The organism is Akkermansia sp. UBA7090 (genome assembly GCF_002493465.1).
GTDB lineage: Bacteria > Verrucomicrobiota > Verrucomicrobiia > Verrucomicrobiales > Akkermansiaceae > Akkermansia > Akkermansia muciniphila_A.
Genome location: NZ_DKYW01000025.1, coordinates 142904 through 166535, shown reverse-complemented (window position 1 = coordinate 166535; position 23632 = coordinate 142904). Strand labels below are relative to the sequence as shown.

Annotated in this window: 16 protein-coding genes; 6 read left to right on the top strand and 10 right to left on the bottom strand. The window is 56.2% G+C overall.

What is annotated here, in order from left to right:
- Positions 1-26 precede the first annotated feature (26 nt).
- From B3075_RS08965 to B3075_RS08955, 3 genes are read right to left on the bottom strand one after another with little or no spacing between them, the layout of a single operon-like run.
- Positions 27-2678 (bottom strand): glycoside hydrolase family 2 TIM barrel-domain containing protein, encoded by a 2652-nt coding sequence (locus B3075_RS08965; protein ID WP_290487982.1) that lies wholly within the window; start codon positions 2676-2678, stop codon positions 27-29.
- An 11-nt stretch (positions 2679-2689) separates the two neighbouring features.
- Positions 2690-3886, bottom strand: a complete 1197-nt coding sequence (locus B3075_RS08960; RefSeq protein ID WP_290487980.1) for a glycoside hydrolase family 2 protein — start codon at positions 3884-3886, stop codon at positions 2690-2692.
- A gap of 22 nt (positions 3887-3908) precedes the next feature.
- Positions 3909-6047 carry a glycoside hydrolase family 2 protein gene (locus tag B3075_RS08955; protein ID WP_290487978.1) on the bottom strand — a complete coding sequence of 713 codons (2139 nt, stop codon included), beginning with the start codon at positions 6045-6047 and terminating at the stop codon, positions 3909-3911.
- Between the two features lie 327 nt (positions 6048-6374).
- Between B3075_RS08955 and B3075_RS08950 the strand changes: the two genes are divergently transcribed.
- Positions 6375-7469 carry a tyrosine-type recombinase/integrase gene (locus B3075_RS08950; RefSeq protein WP_290487976.1) on the top strand — a complete coding sequence of 365 codons (1095 nt, stop codon included), beginning with the start codon at positions 6375-6377 and terminating at the stop codon, positions 7467-7469.
- 71 nt (positions 7470-7540) lie between these two features.
- Here the strand turns inward: B3075_RS08950 and speA are convergent, their stop codons facing one another.
- Entirely contained in the window at positions 7541-9478 is a 1938-nt protein-coding gene (gene speA / locus B3075_RS08945) for a biosynthetic arginine decarboxylase (protein ID WP_094136506.1), read from the bottom strand.
- A 23-nt stretch (positions 9479-9501) separates the two neighbouring features.
- The gene (gene nspC, locus B3075_RS08940; RefSeq protein WP_290487974.1) at positions 9502-10704 is read right to left on the bottom strand and encodes a carboxynorspermidine decarboxylase; all 1203 of its coding nucleotides are present in this window, start codon (positions 10702-10704) and stop codon (positions 9502-9504) included.
- Between the two features lie 221 nt (positions 10705-10925).
- Between nspC and B3075_RS08935 the strand changes: the two genes are divergently transcribed.
- Positions 10926-11660, top strand: a complete 735-nt coding sequence (locus B3075_RS08935; RefSeq protein WP_290487972.1) for a hypothetical protein — start codon at positions 10926-10928, stop codon at positions 11658-11660.
- A gap of 326 nt (positions 11661-11986) precedes the next feature.
- Here B3075_RS08935 and B3075_RS08930 read toward each other — a convergent pair whose 3' ends face one another.
- Positions 11987-13672: a sulfatase gene (locus B3075_RS08930; protein WP_290487971.1), complete on the bottom strand. Its 1686-nt coding sequence runs from the start codon at positions 13670-13672 to the stop codon at positions 11987-11989.
- Positions 13673-13854: 182 nt separating this feature from the next.
- On the opposite strand from B3075_RS08930, the gene leuS reads away from it, so the two are divergent.
- Both leuS and rpe read left to right on the top strand, forming a co-directional pair.
- Positions 13855-16428, top strand: a complete 2574-nt coding sequence (leuS, locus tag B3075_RS08925; protein ID WP_290487969.1) for a leucine--tRNA ligase — start codon at positions 13855-13857, stop codon at positions 16426-16428.
- 24 nt (positions 16429-16452) lie between these two features.
- Complete coding sequence (gene rpe / locus B3075_RS08920) at positions 16453-17106, top strand: ribulose-phosphate 3-epimerase (RefSeq protein ID WP_290487967.1); 654 nt, start codon at positions 16453-16455, stop codon at positions 17104-17106.
- A gap of 138 nt (positions 17107-17244) precedes the next feature.
- Here rpe and B3075_RS08915 read toward each other — a convergent pair whose 3' ends face one another.
- The 3 genes from B3075_RS08915 to B3075_RS08905 all read right to left on the bottom strand — a co-directional run bounded on the left by B3075_RS08915 (position 17245) and on the right by B3075_RS08905 (position 21504).
- Positions 17245-18141: a phosphatidylserine decarboxylase gene (locus B3075_RS08915; protein WP_094136451.1), complete on the bottom strand. Its 897-nt coding sequence runs from the start codon at positions 18139-18141 to the stop codon at positions 17245-17247.
- A 751-nt stretch (positions 18142-18892) separates the two neighbouring features.
- Positions 18893-20746 carry a biosynthetic-type acetolactate synthase large subunit gene (gene ilvB, locus B3075_RS08910; protein ID WP_094136509.1) on the bottom strand — a complete coding sequence of 618 codons (1854 nt, stop codon included), beginning with the start codon at positions 20744-20746 and terminating at the stop codon, positions 18893-18895.
- Between the two features lie 149 nt (positions 20747-20895).
- Positions 20896-21504, bottom strand: a complete 609-nt coding sequence (locus tag B3075_RS08905) for an HAD family hydrolase (protein ID WP_094136452.1) — start codon at positions 21502-21504, stop codon at positions 20896-20898.
- 160 nt (positions 21505-21664) lie between these two features.
- Here B3075_RS08905 and rpsT point away from each other — a divergent pair, with 160 nt between their 5' ends.
- Both rpsT and B3075_RS08895 read left to right on the top strand, forming a co-directional pair.
- Positions 21665-21928, top strand: a complete 264-nt coding sequence (rpsT, locus tag B3075_RS08900; protein WP_094136453.1) for a 30S ribosomal protein S20 — start codon at positions 21665-21667, stop codon at positions 21926-21928.
- Positions 21929-22008: 80 nt separating this feature from the next.
- Positions 22009-22230, top strand: a complete 222-nt coding sequence (locus B3075_RS08895) for a hypothetical protein (protein ID WP_094136454.1) — start codon at positions 22009-22011, stop codon at positions 22228-22230.
- 135 nt (positions 22231-22365) lie between these two features.
- Here B3075_RS08895 and B3075_RS08890 read toward each other — a convergent pair whose 3' ends face one another.
- Positions 22366-23565, bottom strand: a complete 1200-nt coding sequence (locus B3075_RS08890) for a 4-hydroxy-3-methylbut-2-enyl diphosphate reductase (RefSeq protein ID WP_290487962.1) — start codon at positions 23563-23565, stop codon at positions 22366-22368.
- Positions 23566-23632: the final 67 nt, after the last annotated feature.

The following is a 23632-nucleotide window of genomic DNA, read 5'->3' as shown; positions in this document are numbered from 1 at the left end:
AGCAGCGCAAAACGCCTGCCGCCCCGTTACTGGGTGATGATATTCAGTTCCGCAACAGTGGCGCTCTGCTCGCAGCCCTTCACCGGAGACCGGGCATCCAGCTTGAAGTAGCGGGCCTCCACAGGCCTGCCGAAGTCGATGCGCTGAACCGCGGGATCCTTCCTGATATAATGGTACGTGAACTGGCCTTTCTTCACTTCCTTCCAGTTCCGCCCGTCATCGGAAACGGAAAACGCGTACTGGCTGATGAGGCCCTTGTCCCTGTCCATTCTGGGCGTATAGATAAACCCGGTAAATTTCATTCTGGTTCCCATATCCACGGCAATGGAGTGGGGAAAACCCGGCAGGCCGTTCGTGTACGACGTGTGCCAACAGGTATCCGGATTCCCGTCAATGGCAAAGTGGGCGAAACCGGTATCCGGCTCTTCCGAGGAAGCGCTTAAAATTTTCCATTCGCCCTGCCCCTTGACGAGGGGGAATTTTCTCTCTCCGGGAGACGTGGAAGGAACCTTGCCGGACTTCACCCAGGCCCTCACTTCCCCTTCGGGAAGCTTGAAGGGATTCCGGTACGCTTTTTCCGGCCCCTTGTTGACGGAATACGTTATCTCCGCCTCAGGCGTGGAGGAAACCAGGCTGACCATGCCGTTTCCATCCCGTTCAATGACGGGGGAATGGGGAACAGCCAGTCCCGTGCGCGCCAGATTCAGCAGGGCGGACGAGGGCGCCAGCACAAACCCCAGAGCTGTGGCCTTGCTCAATGTCTGGTACCTGGCCAGCGGGCGCGGCCCGCAGGAAGAGCCGCCCAGCCCCATCTGGAAAGCATCCAGATTCACAATCACTTTATTTTTCTCCGACAGCCTGTCCAGGCTCCTGGCGTCGTTAAGCTCCTTCGGCGTATAACGCAGAACGGAAACCTCCAGCAGAGCCCCGGGAGAGGCTGAACCTACCCACAGAGCCCGGGCCTCCCGGGGGTTGGACAAGGCTATCCAGTCCGTCTCCATGCGGTTGCCCATATCCTGGGGCCGGGAATAAGCAAAAAACATATCGTCCACGGAAGTGCGGAAAACGTCCTTCCAGCAGCTCGTACGGCGGTCCCGGTAATTATCCCACGGTCCCAGCCCCAGGTACTCTACCCGGTCATACGCGGCAGGCATCCCGAAAGTGACGCCCAGCCGGAGGAGTTCTTCTCCCCTGGCGGAAGGATACATTCGGACGGAAGCATTGATAATGCCGTTGCCGAAAACCGTCCACGCGACTTCCCCGGAAAAGGCAAGCTCGGAACCTTTCGTCCGGAACTGCGCCGTGATACGGGCCACGCCGGGGGAAATGACGGCAGCGTTAACGTCGGAATATTCCGCTTTCATATTCTGCATCTTCATTTTCCCTTCAACCTTGCTCCTGATCCAGGCGTCGTTATCCACCGGAGAGCGGTACGCCTGGAGCTCCACCGGATAGCCGGGCAACATCAAATCCCGGCCGCCATACCGGAGGGAGGAAAGCATCCCGTTTTTGAAGGATGCGGAAAAATCCTTCCCCTGCACGACCACGGGATCCCCCTGACGCACGGAAACGGCAGGCAAACCCGCCGGGGGAGGCGCGGGAACCGCCTTCTCCGCGGACGCCGGAAACCACTCATAAGCTTCGCACTCATTCACCACATGTTCCAGCTGACTGGCGGAAAGTTCCTTCATGTCTTCCGGGAGCTTGAAGCGGACATCCGCCAGAACCATCAGGGAACCGGTCCGCATGGCGGCTGAAGACAGATTCACCGTTGCGGATTTGCCGGGGGGGACCTCCGGAAGAACCATGCGCTCCACGGCATGGCCGCCGCCGGGAGTTAGGGATACCAGATAAAGCGTATAACCTTTCAAAGGCTTATGGAAATATTTGTTGCGGACGGACAGGGAGCCGTCCTTGCGCTCAAAAGCCATGTACTGGTATACTTTCTTCACCTCCTTCGTCTTGGCCGTGGTGTTCCGGTTGCCAAGAAGAATGCCGTTGTCGCAGAAATTGGCCTGGTTGGGCCTGTCTCCGAACATGCCGCCGTAAGCCTGCGTCACTCCCTTAAAAGGGGCGGGTTTGTAAATGCCGTTTCCGGCAGGATTGGCGCGGAGGGACTGGTCCGCGAAATCCCAGATGGCCCCGCCCACCATGCGCGGGGAAGACTCGAAGGCATCCATGTACTCCTTGAAATTACCCAGGGCATTCCCCATGGAGTGGGCATACTCGCACACGAAAAAGGGGCGGGAAGTTTTCTGCTTCCCCCAGTTTTCCACCCGGTCCACGGGCGGATACATGGCGGAATCCATATCCACGGCCTTGTGGCCGTGCGGAAATTCGCAGTAATGGAGGGGCCACGTACCGTCATAAGCCCTGACAGCCGCCGCTGCCGCCTCAAAATTGGGGCCGTTGCCGGACTCATTGCCCAGGGACCAGAAAACAATGGATGGGTGATTCTTGGAACGGTGCACCATGCTCATATTGCGCTCCACATGGGCTTTTTTCCAGGAAGGCTTCCGGGAAATATCCATGCTGCCATTGCGGATGCCGTGGGCCTCGCAGTTGGCTTCGTCCATCACGTACAGGCCGTAGCGGTCGCACAGCTCATAAAAATAAGGATGATTGGGATAGTGGGAGCAGCGGACGGTATTGATATTATGCGCCTTGATAATCTGCACGTCCTTTTCCATCACTTCCCGCGGAATGGCGCGCCGTAATCGGGATGGGCTTCATGGCGGTTGACCCCCTTGAACTTGACGGCCCTGCCGTTGATCAGCACGGCTCCGTTATCCGCAATCTCCACGGAACGGAACCCGATATTGACGGAACGGGTATCCTTTCCATTCAGAGAATAAGTCACCCTGTACAAGTTGGGCGTTTCCGCCGTCCATGGCTTCACGCCGGGAAATTTCCTGTTCAGGGAAATCTGCACCTCGCCTCCGGAGGGAATGGAGGGAACCTCCAGCGTTCCGGAATCCAGCCTTCCCCTGTTGTCCGTCTGCACGCGGCCGGAACCGTTCCGGCCCTCCCAGTTCAAGTTAGTGGAAATCCCGTCGATAGAATAATTCAGCTTCATGCCGGCGGGAATATCCTTTTTACCGGAATTGCGGATGGTGAACGTTCCGTCCAGCGCCCCGGTTGTGTAATCCTCCCTGTCCAGTCCGGCCTTCAGAAACAGGTCGCGCACGTGCGCCTGCGGCTGGGCAAACAGGGTCACGTCCCGGAAAATGCCGGAAAGGCGCAGGAAATCCTGGTCCTCCAGATAAGAACCGTCGCTCCAGCGGTATACTTCCACGGCAATCGTGTTCCTGCCAGGCTTAACATAGGGAGTAAGGTCAAACTCCGCCCCTGTATAGGAATCTTCGGAATAGCCGACCTTACGGCCATTCACCCACACATAAAAGGCGGACTCCACCCCGTCGAACCGGACCACCACCTGCTCTCCCTGCCAGGAAGCGGGCAAATTGAAATCCCGGCGGTAGGAACCCACGGAATTACGCTCCCTGTACGCCGGCCAGTTCCTGGGAGGTTCCCCCATTACCTTGGGAGGATTCGGCTTGAATGGATAGGGAACATTCGTGTAAATGGCCGTTCCATAACCGTAAAGCTGCCAGTTGGAAGGAACCTTGACCGTATCCCATCCGGAAACGGAATAGGAAGGATTGAAGAAATCGGCAGGCCTCTCGTCCGGAGTCATGGAAAATTTGAACTTCCAATCCCCATTCAAGCTCAACGTTTTATCTGATGCCGGGAAAACGGAGGCTCGGGGAGCCTCCTTATTGATTCCCGTCACCTCTTCATTTTCCCAATCCGGAACGTCCCCCAGCAGGGGAAGAGCCGGAGCCAGAGCCATCAAGGAAAACAGAAACAAGCGCACCGTCTTCATCTCGGAATGAATATGAAATTGCTTACTTATACTTTTTCAGGGACGGATCCTGATAACGCTCTGAATCCTTCTTCCCGTCACCTCCGGCAAGTTTCAACGTCCATTTGCAGGAATCCGTGTACGTTTTCCCTCCTATGGAGGCCGTGGCCGTAATCGTGTTGAGACCGGGCTTGAGAGTCACTTCAGGCCAGACGGCGCGCTTCAAATCATCCGGTTTGACGCTCCCGACGGTCTTCCCGTTGACGCTCAGCTTCACCTCGGAACCATTGCAGTAAACCTTCACGGGCACCGTTTTTTCCGTACGTTCCGCAAACCTGCGGGATGTGATGTACACGGTAGGACGAGGGCTCCAGTTGGCCCTGTAGAAAAAATAGGCGTCCTTGGGCGTCTTGCGGTCATAGGTCACCAGTCCCTTGTCGTTCATGCCGGGGCTCTCCCCCTCAAAACGGGAAGAGGAACCGAAGTCAAACATGTTCCAGACAAAAGCTCCCCACACCTCCGGCCTTTCCCTGATGCACCTGTAATTGACCTCATGAGCATGGGACTGCCATTCCTCCGGATGCCAGAACCCGGCAGGAGACGGCCTTTGGGCCGGATTCTCATGCATGCCCACGCTGGCTCCATGGCCGTATTCACTGACGGCAATGCCCATCTTGCCGCCATAGTCGCGGATGTAGCCGTTCAGATTGCCCTTCATGGTTTCGGGGCCTCCTCCATACCAGCCGGGATACGTATTGAACGCAATGTGGTCGGGAATATGGTTCAGTTTTTTGCGGCCCGGCTGGTTGCTGGCCCCCACGGTCATGCGTGAAGGATCCGTCTCCTTCACGAACCTGTTCAACGCCGTCAACTCAGCTTCCATGTCCACACCCTTGGTGGCAGCCTCGGGCTGGTGGCCGATCTCATTGAAAATGCCCCACATGCAAATGGAGGGATGATTCCAATGCTGGAAAATCATCTCCCGGGCCTGGAGGCGGTTATTCTCCCGGAACTCCGGCGTATCCCACACCAGGTTGACGTTGGGAACCTCGGACCAGACAACCAGCCCCGTCTTGTCGCACAGGTCGTAAATATTGGCGGATGCGGGATAGTGGCCCGTTCTAACCCCGTCCGCCCCCATATCCGCAATCAGCCTGATATCCCGCGCCTCATCTTCCGGGGAAAGAGCCCACCCCTTCCCCTTCATATCCTGATGGCGGCTGACCCCTTTGATCTGCATGGCCTTTCCGTTCAGGACAAAACCTTCCTTGGGATTGACGGAAACCGTCCTCAGCCCCAGCGGCTGCACCAGCTCATCCGTCTGGCCGTCCGCCGTCCTGATGGAAGTTTTCACCTGGTACAGGTAAGGATTCTTCACTCCGTTCCAGAGTACGGGATTGGCGATTTCCAGCGTTACGGGGACCTCCAGTCCATTCTTTTCCCCGGCGGCGGCCTTTACTGTCTTCCCGGCTGCCTTCCTGCCCTTCATGTCCAGAATTTCCACCGCTACCTCCACCTCCCCGGCCTTTCCGTCCGAATTGAGAAGAGTCTTTACTTCCACCACGGCCTTGGATTCGCTTAGAGACTTCGTCGTGACGAAAATACCGGGAGAAGCGTAAAAAAGAGGGTCAATGCAGATGCCGTCCGTCTCAATCAGTTCAATGGGCCGGTACAGGCCGCCGAACATGGAAAAATCCCCACGCTGGGGGGCGATATGATTCCGCTGCGTGTTGTCCACCAGAACGGAAATCGTATTGGAGCCTTTTTTCAAAAGGGGCGTGATTTCATAACAGAAAGCCGTAAACGCCCCCTCATGGCTGCCGGCAGGCTTCCCATTGACGGAAACCTCGGAAACAATGCTGGCTCCCCCGCCGCGGATGAAATACCTCTTGCCCGGCTTGGGCTCCACCGGAAGCGTGCGCGAATAAACGGCCGGGCCGCGGCGGTAGGCGTTGCTGTTGACGGATTTGGCGTCTTCCCGCTTCCCCTGGGCACCGTTGGCGGCATCCTCCGCGTTCCAGGTATGGGGCACCGTCACTTTTCCAGCCGGTTCTCCGTTAAAACTGAAATCCCAGGAACCGTTCAGGGGATAAACCTCGCGGGCGTCCGCCGCTAAAAAAGCTCCCAGCACGCAGCAAAAGCCGGCACACGATACGTTGAAAGAATGAATTCTGAGGTTCATGGTATAGAAAAGCGGTATGTTCCATATACGTTCAACCGGGTAAAATACTTTCATACAGCCGTTTCTTTCCCCCCCTTTTCCACAAAAAATCTACTCAGACCGGACAAGCCGCGTCCATGTTGACATTCAACACAGGATACCGCGCTTTCTCACATTTTCGGTTCCTGTACCATCAGAAACTTTGATTTTCCGTCCGGTTCAAAGAAAACATAAGTAACAACATATCCTTGACGGTTACGCTTTTTCTAGTGGTAAGCATAAGTTTTCCTCATTATAAGAATGGCCTTTTTCATTAAAACCGTGTTTGGACAAACACGAGAAATGAACATGAAAAAAGCACCGAATACAAACAAATTGAAATATGTCGGAGCCGCGCTTCTGGAAGGGGAATCAGTCACCCTGATCCAGGCTGCAAGGCTGGTATTGGAAATCAAGGAAGCCTTGGGGGATGAAATCTGCACCATTACCCGGTGCCGGGAAGTCGTCTCCCTGGGGCTGAATGCCATTAAAAACAAGCGTCAAACCGTCAGCTTCGGTACGGCGGCCGTGGAATGCCTGCGTTCCAAAAGCCACCGCCGTCCCCGAACGCTGACGGATATCAGGAGCATCATCCACAAGCTCAAAAAGAGCAATCCGGAACTGGAACAGACCTCCCTGCGCAGTCTGAACGTGGAGGAATGCCAGAACATCCTGATGAATACCTTTACCACATCCCGGCAGAGGCATAAGGCCAGGCTCATCCTGAGCGGCATCTTCTCTTTCTCCGTCAAACGCGGATGGTGTGACGAGAATCCCATCCTCCGCGTGGACACGCCTTTCCTGCAGGAACAGGAAATTCCTGCCCTGACGCTGAAGGAAATTACCCGGCTTCTCAAAGCGTCCATGGAAGAATTTGACGGGAGTTGCGCAGCTGGAGCGGCTCTGATGATCTTTGCAGGCATCCGTCCGCAGGAAGTGGAACGCCTGCTCTGGGAAAACATCGCTATCCGCGACGGCTGCGTCATCCTGAACTCCAAACACACCAAAACCGGGGGCGCCAGGCACGTCACCATCCTGCCCGTACTCGCCAAATGGCTCAAATTCTGCCGTGACAGGACCAAACCCGGTCCCTGTTCCCCCATCTGCCCGAAAGGATGGACCATCAAGTGGCGCAAAATCCGGAAAAAAGCCGGCTGGGGAGGAAGAAAAAAATCATGGATGCCGGACTGCCTGCGGCACACTTACGCCAGCTACCACGCCAAGCACTTCAAGGACTACAACCTGTTGCAAATGGAAATGGGGCATCGTTCCTCCTCCCTGCTCCGCACGCGGTACCTGAACATGAAAGGCATCTCCCCGCAAACGGCCACGCGCTTCTGGGCTCTGACGCCGGCCAAGGTCATTGAGGAAACGAAACCGCCGGAAGAACCGGCGGCCTCCTGATCCGCAACAAAGGAAAACGCGCCGGAACGGGACAAACGCTCCTTGCCGAAGCAAAAAAACAAGGCTGTTTCCTACAGCTCGTAATAAGTGTATCCATTCAATCCGGAACGGAACACTTCCAGGGCCCTCCGGCGTTCGGACGGAGATATGTTCCCCTCGGCTACGGCCTGCTCCGCAAACGTGCGGAACTTGTTGATCAACTCCTTGGGATCATACTCCACGTAGGAAAGAACATCGGACACCGTGTCGCCCTCCACTTCATGGGTATAAACGGGACGGCCGCCTTCCAGATGCACGCCAACCACATTCGTGTCTCCCAGCAGGTTATGCAAATCCCCCAGGGTCTCCTGATAGGCTCCTACCAGGAACACGCCTATGTAATAATCGTCCTCGCCGGGTTTGATGGCATGCAGGGGAAGGGCGGTTGCCACGTCCTCACGGTCAATGAACTGGTCTATCTTTCCGTCGCAATCGCACGTGATGTCCGCCAAGACGGCCTTATTCGTGGGCCGCTCATTCAAACGGTGCAGAGGCATCACGGGGAAAAGCTGGCGTATGGCCCAGGAATCAGGAAGAGACTGGAACAGTGAAAAATTACCGTAATAAAAGTCCACCATGGAGCAGGAAAGTTCCCTGAGATCTTCCGGAATGGTCTCCATTTCCGCCAGCATGCGGGAAATGCGGCTCAGGATATGCCAGTAATAGGCCTCTCCCAGCCCGCGCTGCCGCAGGGTGGCGTTCCCGTAAAAAAACTGGGCGCGAAGCTGATCCCGGTAATAACAGGCGTCATTATAACACTCCTGCATATTCTTCCTGGCCAGCGTCCTGTCCGTATCCGCAAAAGCCTTCAACAATTCCGGAGCGTCTTCCGGAAGTTCGGGCGGAGGTTCCTCGCCGGGAGCGCTCGTCACATCCAGCACGTTGAACACCAGCACGGAATAATAAGCCACCACGGCCCGTCCGGACTCCGTCACCAGCGTGGGATGGGGAACCCCGTACTTGGAACACATGTCCCCCACCACCTCCACCACGTCACGGGCAAACTCCGCAATGGAATAATTGCAGGAAGAATGGAAATTCGTCTTGGAACCGTCATAATCCACGGCCAGGCCGCCGCCCATGTCCAGCGTGCCCAATGGAGCCCCCTCCTTCACCAGGTCCACGTAAATGCGGACCGCCTCCGTCAGCCCCTCGCGCACCACGGAAATATTTGGAATCTGGGAACCCTGATGATAATGGAGCAGCTTCAGGCAGTCCAGCGCATCCACCTGCTTTAGCTTATCCACCACATCCACCACCTGAGCCGCGTTCAGTCCAAAAACGGACTTGTCCCCCGCGGATTCCTGCCACAAGCCGGAACCTTTGGCGGCCAGCTTGACGCGCACGCCCAGATTGGGGCGGATATCCATTCTCCTGGCGCGCTCCAGAATAACGTCCAGCTCGGAAGGCATTTCCAGAACGATAAAAATATTCAGCCCCATCTTCTGGGCCGTCAACGCCAGGTCAATGAACTCGTCATCCTTGTACCCGTTGCAAATCAGATAGGCATTCGGATTATTCATGTGGGCCATGGCGGCTATCAGCTCCGGCTTGGAACCGGCCTCCAGACCGTAATCATACTTGGTGCCGAACTCCGCAATCTCCTCCACCACCTGGCGCTGCTGGTTTACCTTAATGGGATAAACGCCCTGGTACTTACCCTGATACCCCGCCTCCTTGATTGCTTTCCGGAAACTGTCGTTCAGCTCCGCAATACGGCTGCGCAGCAAATCCCGGAACCGGAACAGAACGGGAACGGTAGTCCCGCGCTCCTTCAGCCCCTCCAGCAGATCGCACAGGCTGACATCCTTCTTCCCGCCATCCTCGTCATTCAGGCGTACGGTAACCTCTCCCTTTTTGCTGATGCGGAAATAACCGTTCCCCCAATCGTCAATGCCGTACAAATCTGCGGAATCATGGTGACTCCATCCGCGGACTTTCTGCTTGATGCCTTCTTTAGCTGCTGCCATGTCAATTTGTCTGGTCAAATGTTTTAGCCCAGGCGGGCTTCAAAATCTTCATAGGAAAAACGGCGCACCGTCTCCACGGAACCGTCTTTTCTCTGAATGGCGATGTCCGGATGGCGCACGCCGTTGAAAAACGTGGTCTTCACCATCGTATAATGCGCCATATCGTCAAACACGAGTTCGTCTCCCACCGCCAGAGGCTCCGCGAAGGAATAATCCCCAATCCGGTCTCCCGCCAGGCACGTGGGTGCGCCCAGCCGGTATGTATAGGCTCCTTCCCCGGCCTTCCCCGCCAGCGCATAACTCTCCCCTTCCATCCGTACAGCGGGCTGCTGCTCGGAACGGAGGGAAGCGTCACCTGCAATCTGGAACACATCCGGCCGATAAGGCATTTCCATCGTATCAGGCATATGGGCGGATGCGGAAACATCCAGAATGGCATGATTCACCCCCTCCGAGGAAAAAAGATCCAGCACCCGGCACCGCAGCACTCCGGTATGAATGGCCGCGGCCTCTCCCGGTTCCAGCCACACCTCCACGCCGTAGCGTTCACGGATGCGGCGGATAAGCGCCGCCAGCTGCTTCCGGTCATAATCGGGTTTGGTAATCCAATGCCCTCCTCCCATATTCAGCCAGGAAATCTCCGGACGGCGCAGAAGATGGCCGAAGTGGCGCTCCACCGCATCCACCGTCACTGCCAGGTCATCCGCTCCCTGTTCGCACAAAGTATGGAAATGAAGACCGGAAATGCCGGACAGATCCGCACCCTGCATCATGTCCGGCGTCACGCCCAGGCGGGAACCGGGAGCGCAGGGATCATACATGGGCGTATGCCCTGTGGAACATTGGGGATTGACGCGCAGGCCGCATTTCAATTCACCGGAAGCAAAGCGGGGATGCCGCATCACTTCCTCCCGGAAACGGGCCCACTGCGTCAGGCTGTTAAAATCAAGATGGCTGGAAATCTCCGCCAGCTCCGCTATTTCCTCCGGCGCATGACCGGGAGAATACGTCAGCACATGCTTCCCGAACCTGCGCCGGGCCAGCCGCGCCTCCCACAGGCCGGAAGCGCAGCAGCCGTCCAGCCAGGGGGACAGGGTCTCGAAACAGGGCCAGCAGGAAAACCCCTTCAGCGCCAGAACGATACGGCACCCCGCGTCATCCGCCACATCCCTCAGGATAAGAGCGTTGCGTTCCAGGGCCGGCAGGTTGACGATAAAGGCGGACATAAAGCAACGACAACCTAAGCGATTCAGAACGATTTGCGAGAAAAATTTTAGTAATATACCATCATACCTCCCGGGCGGATGCGTGGGAGCCGCCTGTCGCACCCGCTCCCTCCCGCGTCAAACGGAAACGTCAAAAAACGCCACAAATCGGCGCTTCCCGCATTCTTTTCCTTGAAATGGGAGGTATTTTCCTCTTTTATAACGTAACCATTGCGATTGCCATGACTAACATTCATCCCTTCACTACTGCAGCAGCCTGCATCCTGACCGCCGGGGCAGCGCTCTTCACCACCTCTTGCCAACCAGCCTCTCCCGGGAGCTATGCCCGTCAATTCGCTACTGCCCAGAACGTATCCGTGCACGGATACAACGGCCGCGAAACGCTGACCGCCCGGGTTTACGCCGACTGGGGCAGCATGCCGGCCAACGCGCGCCGCGCCATGGAAGAATACATCAAGGGCGCTGAATGGAAAACAATGGACTACATCCGCCCGCAGTACTTCATCCAGGTAGACCGCTCCTTCTGGGCGATCTGCATTGACAATGCCGGCAACATGATGGGCGTCATTCCCTTCCGCAATGGCGAGGACGCCCGCAAGATGTCCGTCAACAACCACTTCAAGATGCTGGTCAACACGACGGACCGGGCTCCCGCGCTGGGTTACGCCATCCTGAAAAACCTGGCTTATGCCGATGGCCTCCGCGTCAGCACCCGCAAGGCTGACGGACTGGAAACCCCCGTCCCTGTCCCTCCGGCCATGAAGGTAGTTGTCCCGCCCAAGGGAACCGCTCCGGGCGCAGCGCCCGCCGCCAAATCTGCCGCAGCGGCCGCTTCTGAACCCGGCGCCACGGACGAAACTCCTGCTGACGATACGGAAGCTTCCTCCGCAGACAGCGCTGCTGAAAGCGAAGATGCCGCGGCAACGGATGATGCCGCCGTCACCGACGATTTTTAATCCCACCCTTTCAGGGAACCTTGTTATTTAAACCCTGCCACGCCTCGACGCCATACCCGTCGGGGCGTTTTTTTATTCCTCCCGGCCCCGTTTCCGCCCTCCTTACCTCCCCTGTTCCGGGAAAAGCGATAACGGTTTTCATTCACGGAAGAGCGATGATCCTGCAGCCGGAAATAAAAAAATGTCCCTTCATCCCTGATCCGGACTGGAGCAAAAACTCCTGAAAAGGAAGCGAGGGATCTTCCGGTCTCAACCTGTCCCGCCCGGCGGAGGCGAATCCTGCCGGGGTTCATGAAAAAACTTTGGAAAAACGTTATGGCGAAGCATCAAAAACCATGCCCTTTCACCTGGTCGGGCCACGGGACGGAACTCCCGGCAGGAACGCCCAGCTCGTTATCCTTCTTATAAGTTGGCATTTGCGCCTTCCTCTCCCGGAGCAACCTGCCCATGACAGCAGCCATTTCCCTGGTTTTCCGCGGCTCCCTGGAAGCCAGATTTTCCTTTTCGCCGATATCTTTCCTTAAATGATACAACTCAAAGCGTTGGTTCAGGTGGCGGTAAATCAGTTTCCAATCCCCCTGGCGCAATGCGGTGGAAGAAGTGTACTGCGGCGCCAGCCGGCTGCCCTCCCCCCAATTATTCGGCTGGTGGAACAAAAGGGGGCGGTCTTCAGGAAACCGGCCGCCTTTGAGCAAAGGAACCAGGCTCAAGCCGTCAAGCTTCTGCGGAACCTTTGCGTTCCGGCATCCGGCGATATCCAGAAGAGTCGGGAAAAAATCGTCAATAACCACCGGGACGGCACACCTTGAACCGCCCTTCGTCACGCCTGGCCAGGAAACAATCATAGGCTCCCGGATACCGCCTTCCATGCACGACCCCTTGCCGAAGGAAAGAGGATAATTGGCCTCTTCATTGCCCAGTCTGCCGGAGATGGACAAGCCCCCGTTATCCGACATAAACACCAATACGGTATTTTTATCCAAATGATGCTCCCGGAGGTACGTCATGATATCACCCAGGCTCTTGTCCATCCCCTCGATCAGCCCGGAATAATGCTTCTCCGTCCGGGACCACGTGTGGCCGTCCTCCGGATTTTTGTAGGCATCCGCAAACCTCTTGTCGTAAGCGCGCTCATCCAGCGGAGAATGCAAAGCGTAATGGGCCATGTACAGATAAAAGGGCTTGCCTGCCTCCTCCGGATTGGTCCTGATGGCTTCCAGGCGTTTAATGGCCTCCTGCGTCAGGGCCTCCGTCAAAAATACATCGTTCTGGTAATAATTATTCTCATCCAGCCCGCGCACATGGTTGAACCCCTTTCCGTAATGCCTGGAACCGCGGTAATCCGCCGGATGGCCGATCTCCGTACCCGCGATATTATAATCAAATCCCATATTCAACGGATTGGAGCCCGGAGTTCCCTGCGTGCCGAAATGGGCCTTCCCGCAATGGACGGTAACATACCCGCACTTCTTCAGCATCTCCGGCAGCGTGGCCGCCGTGACAAAAGGGCGCGTCATATGATAGCGCATATCCTCCCCGGAAATGGGGCGTTTCGTCGTTCCCCTGGCGGAAGCGCCAACCGGCTGAAGGCCGTTCAGCGCCCAGTCCGGAGGCTGGAGGCTCCTGCTGTTGGCGTCCGTCGTCCCGTTCTGCTCCCGTACCCAGCAGGTCACGCGGTGCCGCGCCGGATTCATGCCGGACATCAGACTCACCCGGGAAGGCGTGCAAAGGGGATGGGCATACGCATCCGTAAACGTCATGCCCTGGGAAGCCAGCTTCTCCATATTCGGCGTCCGGTAGCGCCTGTTCAAAAACGTTTTCTTCGGATTGCCCTGGCTGTCGGACCAGAAAGGGAGGGACGTATCCTGCCAGCCCATGTCATCTACCAGGAAAACGATGATGTTGGGCTTCTTTCCGGAAGCAGGGCCGGAACCGTTGCCCTGGGCAGATGCCCCGGCAAACAGGAAACTTGCGCCGCAGACGGCAGATATAATACAGGAAGTAAACTTCATGGTTGCAATCATTTAATACGGTCAACAAAAACCTTTCAGTTAAAAAATACGCGCAAACACCTTCTGCCCTTTCCTCTTTTCTCCGAAAAACGGCATCATGCCCCCGGCGCATGGGAAGCGCCTGTATTCCGCCGGGTTTAGGCTTGATTGACCCGCGGGCGGAGTATACATTCCCTCCCGTCATGTCCGAGCGTAAGAAACCATATCCCTTTGACGTTTTTGAACCTAAATGGCAACAGATCTGGGACGAAAGGAAAACCTTTAAAGTAAACAACCCGGGGGAAGAGGGCTTTGATGCGTCCAAACCCAAATACTACGTGCTGGACATGTTCCCCTACCCCAGCGGAGCGGGGCTGCATGTGGGCCATCCGGAAGGATACACCGCCACGGACATTATAGCGCGTTTCAAACGCATGAACGGCTTTAACGTGCTCCATCCCATGGGGTGGGACTCCTTCGGCCTTCCGGCGGAGCAATACGCCATTAAAACCGGGCAGCACCCCTCCGTCACTACCTTCCGGAATATAGACAACTTCCGCCGCCAGCTCAAAATGCTGGGGTTCTCTTACGACTGGGACCGGGAAATAGCAACAACGGACCATAAATACGTCCGGTGGACCCAGTGGATATTCCTCCAGCTTTACAACTCCTACTACAACAAGGAACTGAAAAAGGCGCGCCCCGTTTCCGAGCTGGAGGAACAGGGATTAAGCCGGGAGGAAATCGACCAGCGCCGGCTGGCTTACGTGGCGGAAGCGGCCGTCAACTGGTCCCCGGACCTGGGAACCGTCCTTGCCAATGAGGAAGTGGAGGAATGGAAATCCAAGGGGCACCGCGTGGAACGCCGTCCCCTGCGCCAGTGGATGCTGCGCATCACGGACTATGCGGAACGCCTTATTGACGAGCTGGAGCCCCTGGACTGGCCGGAATCCATCAAACTGCTTCAGCGCAACTGGATAGGCAAATCGGAAGGGGCGGAAGTGGACTTTACCCTGGACGGAGAAACAATCACTGTCTATACCACCAGGCCGGACACCCTCTTTGGGGCCACCTACATGGTTCTTTCCCCGGAACACCCGCTGGTGGATGCCGTCACCACGCCGGAACAGAAAAATGCCGTGGAACAATACCGCGCCCAATGCGCCTCCAAAAGCGACCTGGAACGCACAGACCTCTCCAAGGAAAAAACAGGGGTCTTCACCGGAGCTTATGCCGTCAATCCGGTCAATGGAAAGAAAATCCCCGTCTGGATTGCGGACTATGTGCTGATGGGCTACGGAACCGGAGCCATCATGGCCGTCCCCGCCCATGATGAACGCGACTTCGCCTTTGCCCAGGTCTTCGGCCTGCCTGTTCTCCAGGTAGTTCAGCCGCCCAGTGAAGACATGGACTGGCGCGGCTTCTGCGGTTATGAAGGTTCCAGCGTGAACTCCGGCTTCCTGACTGGGCTGCCTACTCCGGAAGCCAAGGAAAAAATGATCCTCTGGCTGGAAGAAAACGGCAAGGGACGCCGCAAAGTAAACTACAAGCTGCGCGACTGGCTCTTCTCCCGCCAGCGTTACTGGGGGGAACCGTTCCCCATCGTATGGGAAAACGGCCGCCACCATGCCCTGCCGGAAAGCGAACTCCCCGTACTCCAGCCGGATCTGGACGACTTCGCCCCCACGGGAGACCCCCGCGGCCCTCTGGTCAAGGCTGAGGAATGGATAGCCTACACGCCCACGGCCCACCGGGAAACGAATACCATGCCCCAATGGGCCGGCTCCTGCTGGTACTACCTGCGCTACCTGGACCCGGCCAACACGGAACGCTTCGTCAGCCGGGAAGCGGAACAATACTGGATGGGGTCCGCCGGCACCCCCGGAGGCGTGGACCTGTACGTAGGCGGCACGGAACACGCCGTTCTCCACCTTCTCTATGCCCGCTTCTGGCACAAGGTCCTCTTTGACCTCGGGTACCTCAGCACCAACGAACCCTTCCAGAAACTCGTCAACCAGGGGCTCATCCTGGGGGAAGACGGCCAGAAAATGTCCAAATCCCGCGGCAACGTCGTCAATCCGGACGACATCGTCCGCGAATATGGAGCGGACTCCCTGCGGTTATATGAAATGTTCATGGGCCCTCTCAAGGACGTGAAACCCTGGGCGACCAAAGGCGTGGAAGGCATTTCCCGCTTTCTGGCCCGCGTCTGGCGCGTGGCCTTCCGGGAAAATCAGGAAGGAGAATGGGAAATCAACTCCAAACTGGCGGAGAACGCTGCGGAAGCCGAGGTGCTTGCCGTACGCAAGGAACTGCACAAAACCATTAAAAAAGTGACGGAGGACATCAATGCCATGTCCTTCAACACTGCCATTGCGAAAATGATGGAATGCACCAATGCCATGACCTCCGCGGACGTGGTGGACGTTCAGGACTATGATGCCTTCCTGACCCTGTTGAATCCCTTTGCCCCCCACCTTACGGAAGAAATCCACAGCCGCCTGCAAACAGCCTTCCCGGCTCTGGCCCAGACGCAGCTTTGCCAGAAAAACTGGCCTGAATGGGAGGAAGCCCTTCTGGAGGAAAATACCGTTCCCATGGTCATCCAGGTGAACGGCAAACTGAGGGACAAGCTGGAAGTGCCCAAGGACATCTCCCGGGAAGAACTGGAAAAGCTGGCCCTGGCCTCCGCCAAGGTGAACATCTTCCTGGACGGCGTCACCGTGCGCAAGGTAATTGTCGTGCCCGGCCGCCTGGTCAACATCGTAGCCAACTGACAACCCCGGAAAGACCCTGCCATCATGACCATGATCTCCCCGTCCCTGCTGGCCGCCGACTTCTCCCGCATCGGGGAGGAAGCGCGCCGCGCCTTTGACTCCGGAGCCGACTGGCTGCATCTGGACATCATGGACGGCCACTTTGTGGACAACATCTCCTTTGGCCCGGAAATCTGCACCGCCGTCAGAAAAGCGGTGGGGCCGGACCGCTTTCTGGATGCCCACCTGATGATAGAACGGCCGGACCACTACTTTGACCGCTTCGTCAGGGCGGGCGTGAACCTCATCTGCTTTCACGTGGAACTGGGCGACCCTTACTACATTCGCAACACCCTCGGACGAATCCGGAAAGCCGGAGTAAAAAACGGCCTGGCTCTCAACCCGGCCACTCCCTTTGAAACCGTAGAACCCTACCTGGCAGAAATAGACCTGTTGCTGGTCATGTCCGTAGTGCCGGGCTTCGGCGGCCAATCCTTCATGCCCTCCGTATTGGACAAGGTGGAAAAAGCCGTCGAATGGCGTACGGAAAACCGCGCTTCCTTCCTTATTCAAATGGACGGAGGAATTGGCAAAAACAACGCAGCCCAGTGCGCTCTGGCCGGGGCGGACGTGCTGGTGGCAGGCTCCTCTACCTTCAAGGCTCCGAATATGGCCCAAGCCATTGCGGAAATGAAATAACCCGCCTGGCACTTCGGGAAATCAAAAATCCGAACATCCGCCCTGAAACGCCGGAGTTCCATCTCCGGCCTCCTGCTATCAGGCTTTAAGGGAAAGCCCTATTCAAAACATGGCGGGACAAGCATGCCAGCCTCAACGCTATGTCGCTGCCGTGCCCATCATGTCGCCCTGCCGGGCAAACAGCTCCAAACCTTCCTCCGTCTTTTCCAACAAATCGGAAGCCAGCCTGACTCTGCCCGGTTCAAAAAAGCACATTACCGTGGAGCCCCCAAAGGCAAAATACCCCTTCTCCGCCCCTCTTGCGGAGAAAGCGCCCGGAACATACGTCTCTTCAATCAGCCCAACTCCGGTAGCCCCCACCTCCAGCATGGCGACCTCTCCCCATAACTCCGACTGGATCAGGGTCAAATTCCTTTTATTAGTCCATAGCCATGCCAGACGGCTGCGCAGGCAATATGGAGACACGCTTGCCAGCGGGCCTCCCAGCTTCGTCCAGGAACCGGGCACCCCGGATACGGGAAAATGAAAACGGTGGTAATCCGTAGGGCACAGGCGCGACAAGACAACGGCGCCTGCCGCATACCGCTCAGCCAGGGTGTCGCTCCCCAGCAGGGAAGGCAGGTCAAAACTCTGCCCCTTCACGAAAACGTTCTTAATTCGGTCGGCGCGTTCCCAGCCCATGTGCCGGGCATCTGCAGGGAAAACGGCCGTATCCTCTCCACCAGCCAAAGGGCGGGCGCCCGGTTTCAGGCGGCGGTAGAAAAAATCGTTGAAATGCCTGAACTCTCCCATCCCCTTGAGAGAATCTTCCATATTAATGCCGTACTCCTTCACAAAAGAGGGAATGGAACGGGCGCTGGAAGGGCGGTTCTTCAACCACCCCAGCAGACGGGAAAAAACGCCTCGTTTAATCAGGACATGCAGCGCCGCCTTCCCCGAGGCAGTGCCGTAAATCCATTGCATATACTTCTCCCCCAGTACCTGCTCCCGTTCCACTCTGCCCGTATAACGGTTGTAATAGCGTATGTCCTCCATGGAACGCTTAGAGTGTCTTCCGCTTCTCCATTTGTCCAGTCGAAAGAATATCCCTGCTTCCTGTTTCCAGTACGCAGCACGGGCGCTTTGCTCCTGCGCACCGCCCTCTCTGTACAAGTCACCCTGTCCCGCTCAGGATTCAAATACTGAGAAACAAGGGGCATTCTGTCTTTCTTCTGTATTACTCAGACCTTGCTTTTTAAAAATAGTAAACGGCACTCTCAAACCACGGGGTTCCATTCACGCACCCGTGAGGGTGCGACAGCCATAAACCGGGTTCTGTCTCAATGAATTCCTGTTTCAATTCACACACCCGTGAGGGTGCGACGACCAGACTAATACAGTTTGAGCATCAAACATGCAACAAAGATTTTGCGCCAACCTGATGAACAAAACGGATACAGACAGGCCTGATCAAAGGAGATTTTTTTCAAGATACATTTCCCAAGCACTTACAGCATGCGCCGGATTCCCGGAAATTTTCTGTGAGCTTGAGGTTGGCGCAAGGCAGCATCCGAAGCGGTATCATTTCAGAAAAACTCAGTTTCTTCACGTCCGAGCCAGCTTGCACTCAATTTGTTTCGTTGATGTTAACCGTTCTTTTCCGCCGCGTCCAGAACCATCTTCCTCATACCTTACAAAACCAGGCATCCACCTCCCGGGAAACAGGAATGTTCCGCCATGAAAAACAGGAGCCGCCCTTACGGACGGCTCCAGCTTTAAGGCTCAATGGGAAAAATTCTCCTCACCTTTACAAGGCTGTCGGAATTTCCTTGCCCAGTTCAGACGCCTTTTTGGCGGAACCATCCCCGGCAATACGTTCCAGAATCACATCCTTGTAGCTCATGCCCCCCAGAATCATCGGCAGCACATGCACATCATGGGGAACCATGACGTCCAGGACATAGGCCTCAGGGGATTCAATCATCCGGGTGATAGCCGCCGGAAGCTCCTCTATGCGAAGCACACGCTCGCACTTGACGCCGAATCCGGCGCAAATAAGCGGATAGTTCGGGTAGATGACGTCTTCCGTTTTATGGGTAGGGTCATAATTGTCGTGCGGGTCCGCCAGGAAGGTCTGTGCCCGGTTGGAATCATATTTCAAATCTTCCCACTGAACCACCATTCCCAGGTGCTGGTTGTTCAGGATAATGCATTTGACGGGCAGACGCTCCACATGAATGGTGGCCAGCTCCTGAATATTCATGAGCATGGAACCGTCCCCGTCGATATTCACCACCAGCCTGTCCGGATAAGCCAGGCACGCCCCCATGGAGGCCGGAAGCCCATAGCCCATGGTTCCCAAACCGCCGGAAGTAGCCAGACGGCGGGGCTTGTCAAATTTGAAGAATTGGGCGGCAAACATCTGATGCTGGCCCACCCCCGTGCAGATGATGGGGTCCTTGTCCGCCGTCTGGCGGTAGAGCTCTTCAATGACGGCCTGCGGGGCGATATACCCCTTGCGGTCTTCATAGGAGAAGGGGTACTGTTTTTTCCAGCCGTCAATCACGCCGAACCATTCCGGCGTGCGGGTGAAGCCGGAGGATCTGCGTTCCCAGCCTTTTGCGGCCAGAGCGGAGTTGAGCACCTGGAGGGCATCCTTCACGTTCGCGCGGATGGGATACGCCACTTTCTTGTTTTTATTGATCTCGCTGGCGTCAATGTCAATGTGAACGATCGTGGAACCCGGGCAGAACATATTGACGGCGCCCGTCACGCGATCGTCAAACCGGGCTCCCAGGGCAATGACCAGATCCGCTTCATTTACGGCGTTATTCGCAAACACGGCTCCGTGCATGCCCAGCCAGCGCAGGGAAAGAGGGTGGGTTTCCGGCATGGCGCCAATGCCCATCAGGGTAGTCGCCACAGGAATCTGGGAACGTTCCGCAAATTCCAGAAGGTCTCCGGAGGCTTCCGCAGAAATGATGCCGCCGCCAGCATAAATAACAGGCCGCTGGGCGTTTTCAATCAACGGGATAAGTTCTTCCAGCTTTTCCGCAGGAACGGGCAACACGGGATTGTAGCCGGGAATATCCATTTCCATGTCGAAGTCCGGCGTAAACACAGCCTCCTGCACGTCCTTGGGCATATCAATCAGCACAGGGCCCGGACGGCCCGTAGAGGCAATGTAAAAAGCTTCCTTGATGATGCGAGGCAATTCTTCCGGTTCCGTCACCAAATAGCTGTGCTTCACGATAGGGGAGGTCATGCCGAATACGTCCGTTTCCTGAAAGGCGCCGCGCCCAATCAGGGAGCGCATGACCTGCGCCGTAATCGCCACCAGAGGCGTGGAATCCAGATAAGCATCCGCAATGGAGGTAATCATATTGGTGGCGCCAGGGCCGGAGGTGGAAATACAAACGCCCACCTTGCCCGTAACGCGGCCGTAACCTTCCGCGCCGAATGCCCCGCCCTGTTCATGACGGGGCAGGATGGTCCGTATCTTGGGCTGATGGCTCAGGGCCTGATGAATCGGCATGCTGGCGCCGCCAGGATAGGCAAAGACGACGTCTACACCTTCACGCACGAGGCATTCCACGAGCACTTCAGCTCCTGTCATGCGGGTTTTCGTCGGGGCGGATGATGTTTTGTCGTTTGTGCTCATGTGCAAATAATATTTTATTTGTTCAATAGGAAAAAAGGTTCTAACGCATTCCGGACGCAATGTGAAGCCTTTTCCTTAAAAGGAAGAAGGGCATGAAGAAAGGAGGAAAATTCCGGAATCCTCTTCCGCCAAAAATCAGGAAAGAGGAATCAGTCCAGGGATGGCCGCCGGACCTGCACACAGTCCATTCCTGCGGCTTCGGCAGCTTTCATGCCGGGCTCGGCATCCTCAAAAACCACGCAACGGTCCGGGGCAACCCCCAGGAGCTCCGCCGCCTTCAGAAACATGTCCGGCGCAGGTTTGCCATGCTCCACCTCATCCGGCGTCAAAATCACGTCAAAAAGGCCTGAAAGCCCGGCGGCAGCCAAAGTCCGGGACGCTCCCGGCATGGCGCTCCCGGTGGCTATCGCCTTGGGGGCGTCTCCAAGGGAATGCACGAACTCCACCACTTCCCGGATAGGCTGCATGCCTTCCTTTTCCAGCATTTCCAGATAAATGCGGCGCTTATCCGCAGCCGTGGATGCCGCATCCATGTGCATGCCGTACCGCTCATTTAAAAAACGCACCACATCATTGGCGGACTTTCCGCCGCAGGAATAGAATTCATCCGCCCGGAACACATGGTCCGGAGCCCCCGCACGTGCCAAAGCTTCGCGCCATGCCCTGTAATGGAGCGGCATGCTGTCCACCAGGGTGCCGTCCAAATCAAAAATATACCCTTCATATTTTTTTTCAGGCAAATCCACGCGTTTCTTCATAACGGGAGGATATAGTGCCACAAACTCCTTTTCCGGTAAAGCCCGCAGTCAGCCCGCGCGGGAAAGGAATGCCTTAAAAAATACATCAAGAGCTTGACATTTTGTCCTGTTATTCTAATGTTTCTGCCACCTCGAAACGGAAACCGAACCTTTTTTAAACATGGCCAATACCAAATCTGCACTCAAGCGCATCCGCCAGACAGAAACCCGCACCGCCCGCAACCGCGCCGTGACCTCCAGGTTGAAGACCCTCCGCAAGAAAGTTGCCGCTGCGGTGGAAACGTCCGATAAGGAAGCCGCTGCCGCTGCCTACAACACTTTCTCCTCAGCCGTTGACAAAGCCGCCAAGGTTGGCACCATCCCCGCCAATCGCGCCGCCAACTACAAGAGCAAGGCCGCCAAGGCCATCGCAAAAATCGCCTAAGTTTTCACTTCGGTTTTCTGACGATTCTTTATGGCAAGCCGCTCTGTTCTGCTGAGCGGCTTGTTTTATTTTCTACTCCCATGCAGCAATCCCGCCTGGATAAAGCCAAACTGATTATTGACCGTCCCGGGGACTTCAAGGTTTGCGAAGCCTGCGGCTCCATCGTATCCCAGACTACGGCCGTGTGCCCCAACTGCAACGCCTACCGTTTTGACTCCAATACGGAATACGTTGTGGAGCAAGCCGTACTGCTTGCATCCCGGGAACAACGTTCCGTTACACCGGAAGATTTGGAAATTTAGAAAACGGCCCCGGCGGTTTTCCCCATGTCTTCTTCCACGGCCCAGGTTGCTGCTCCGTGCTACGGAAAAAGCGGCAGTACCGCCGTTGGAAAAGAACGCTTCTTTTTTCTCATCCGCCAAACCGGAGGCGTTTCGCTACTTGCGCAGATCCGCAATGCGGAGGATGGTAGCCTCAATCAGGTTGGCCGGGCATGAAGCACCTGCCGTAATTCCCACTTTCAGGCACTTGCCCAGATTCTGCACTACCGGTTCCGTAGTCATGCGGCGCACTTCCCGCGTTTTCGTGTCAAAAGCATCCACATACTGGATGGACTTGATGCATTCTGAGGATTCAATGAAATACGTGGGCACATGCTCCCTGGCAATATCCACCAGGTGCGTTGTGTTGGAACTGTTGTAGCCGCCCACCACAAACATAACGTCCAGAGAGTTCTTCAACAGTTCATACAGGGCATCCTGGCGATCCTGGGTAGCGCCGCAAATAGTGTCAAACACATAGAAATTATCATCATCTCCGTCCCTCTGGACAACGGCATCCTTCACCATCTTCTGAAGCGTCTGCGTCTCCGTTTTCAGCATGGTAGTCTGGTTGGCGATACCCACTTCCTCCAGATCACGGTCAGGGTCGAATCCCGGAGAATAACAGCCTTCAAACCGTTTCAAAAACGCCTCGCGGTCTCCTCGGCCCAGAATGTAGTCACACAGGATGCGGGCATCCTCCAGATCGTAAACCACCAGGTATTTTCCCCTGCCCCGTTCTCCAAGAGCACGGGAAGCCGTAGCGCTGGTTTCCTCATGCGTGGCCTTCCCGTGGATAATGGAGGTAATCCCCATGGCTGCGTAATTCTTGACTCTTTTCCAAACCTTCATCACGTCCCCGCATGTCGTGTCTACAATCTGCACTCCCTTCTCTTCCAGCGCCTCCATGAAAGAAGTGGGAACACCGAACGCGGGGATAATCACCACATCATCCGGGTTAATCCGGTCATAGGAGGAATCCAGTTGCTTCCAGGGAAGTTTTTGAATGCCCATCTCCTCCAGCTGCCGGTTCACCTCCGGATTGTGGATAATGTCCCCGATCAGAAAAATCCGCCGGTCCGGAAACACTCTGCGTGCCGCATAAGCTATATCAATGGCACGGCGTACGCCGTTGCAGAACCCGAATTCCCGGGCGAGAAAAAATTCCGTATGGCCCAGATTGTACACATTGCCCGCAGAACGGATATGGGAAATCAATTCACTCTGGTAATGCTGCTGGATTTCCTTCTCCACCTGCTCCATTACTTCGGCCCGTCTCACATTCACTCTGGCTTTGCGGGTTGAATCCTGATTCATGCTCCCAGCTTCCACACTTTCCTTCTTTCGTCAAGACAATCACAGCTTGCCAACCGGAGCTTTTCAC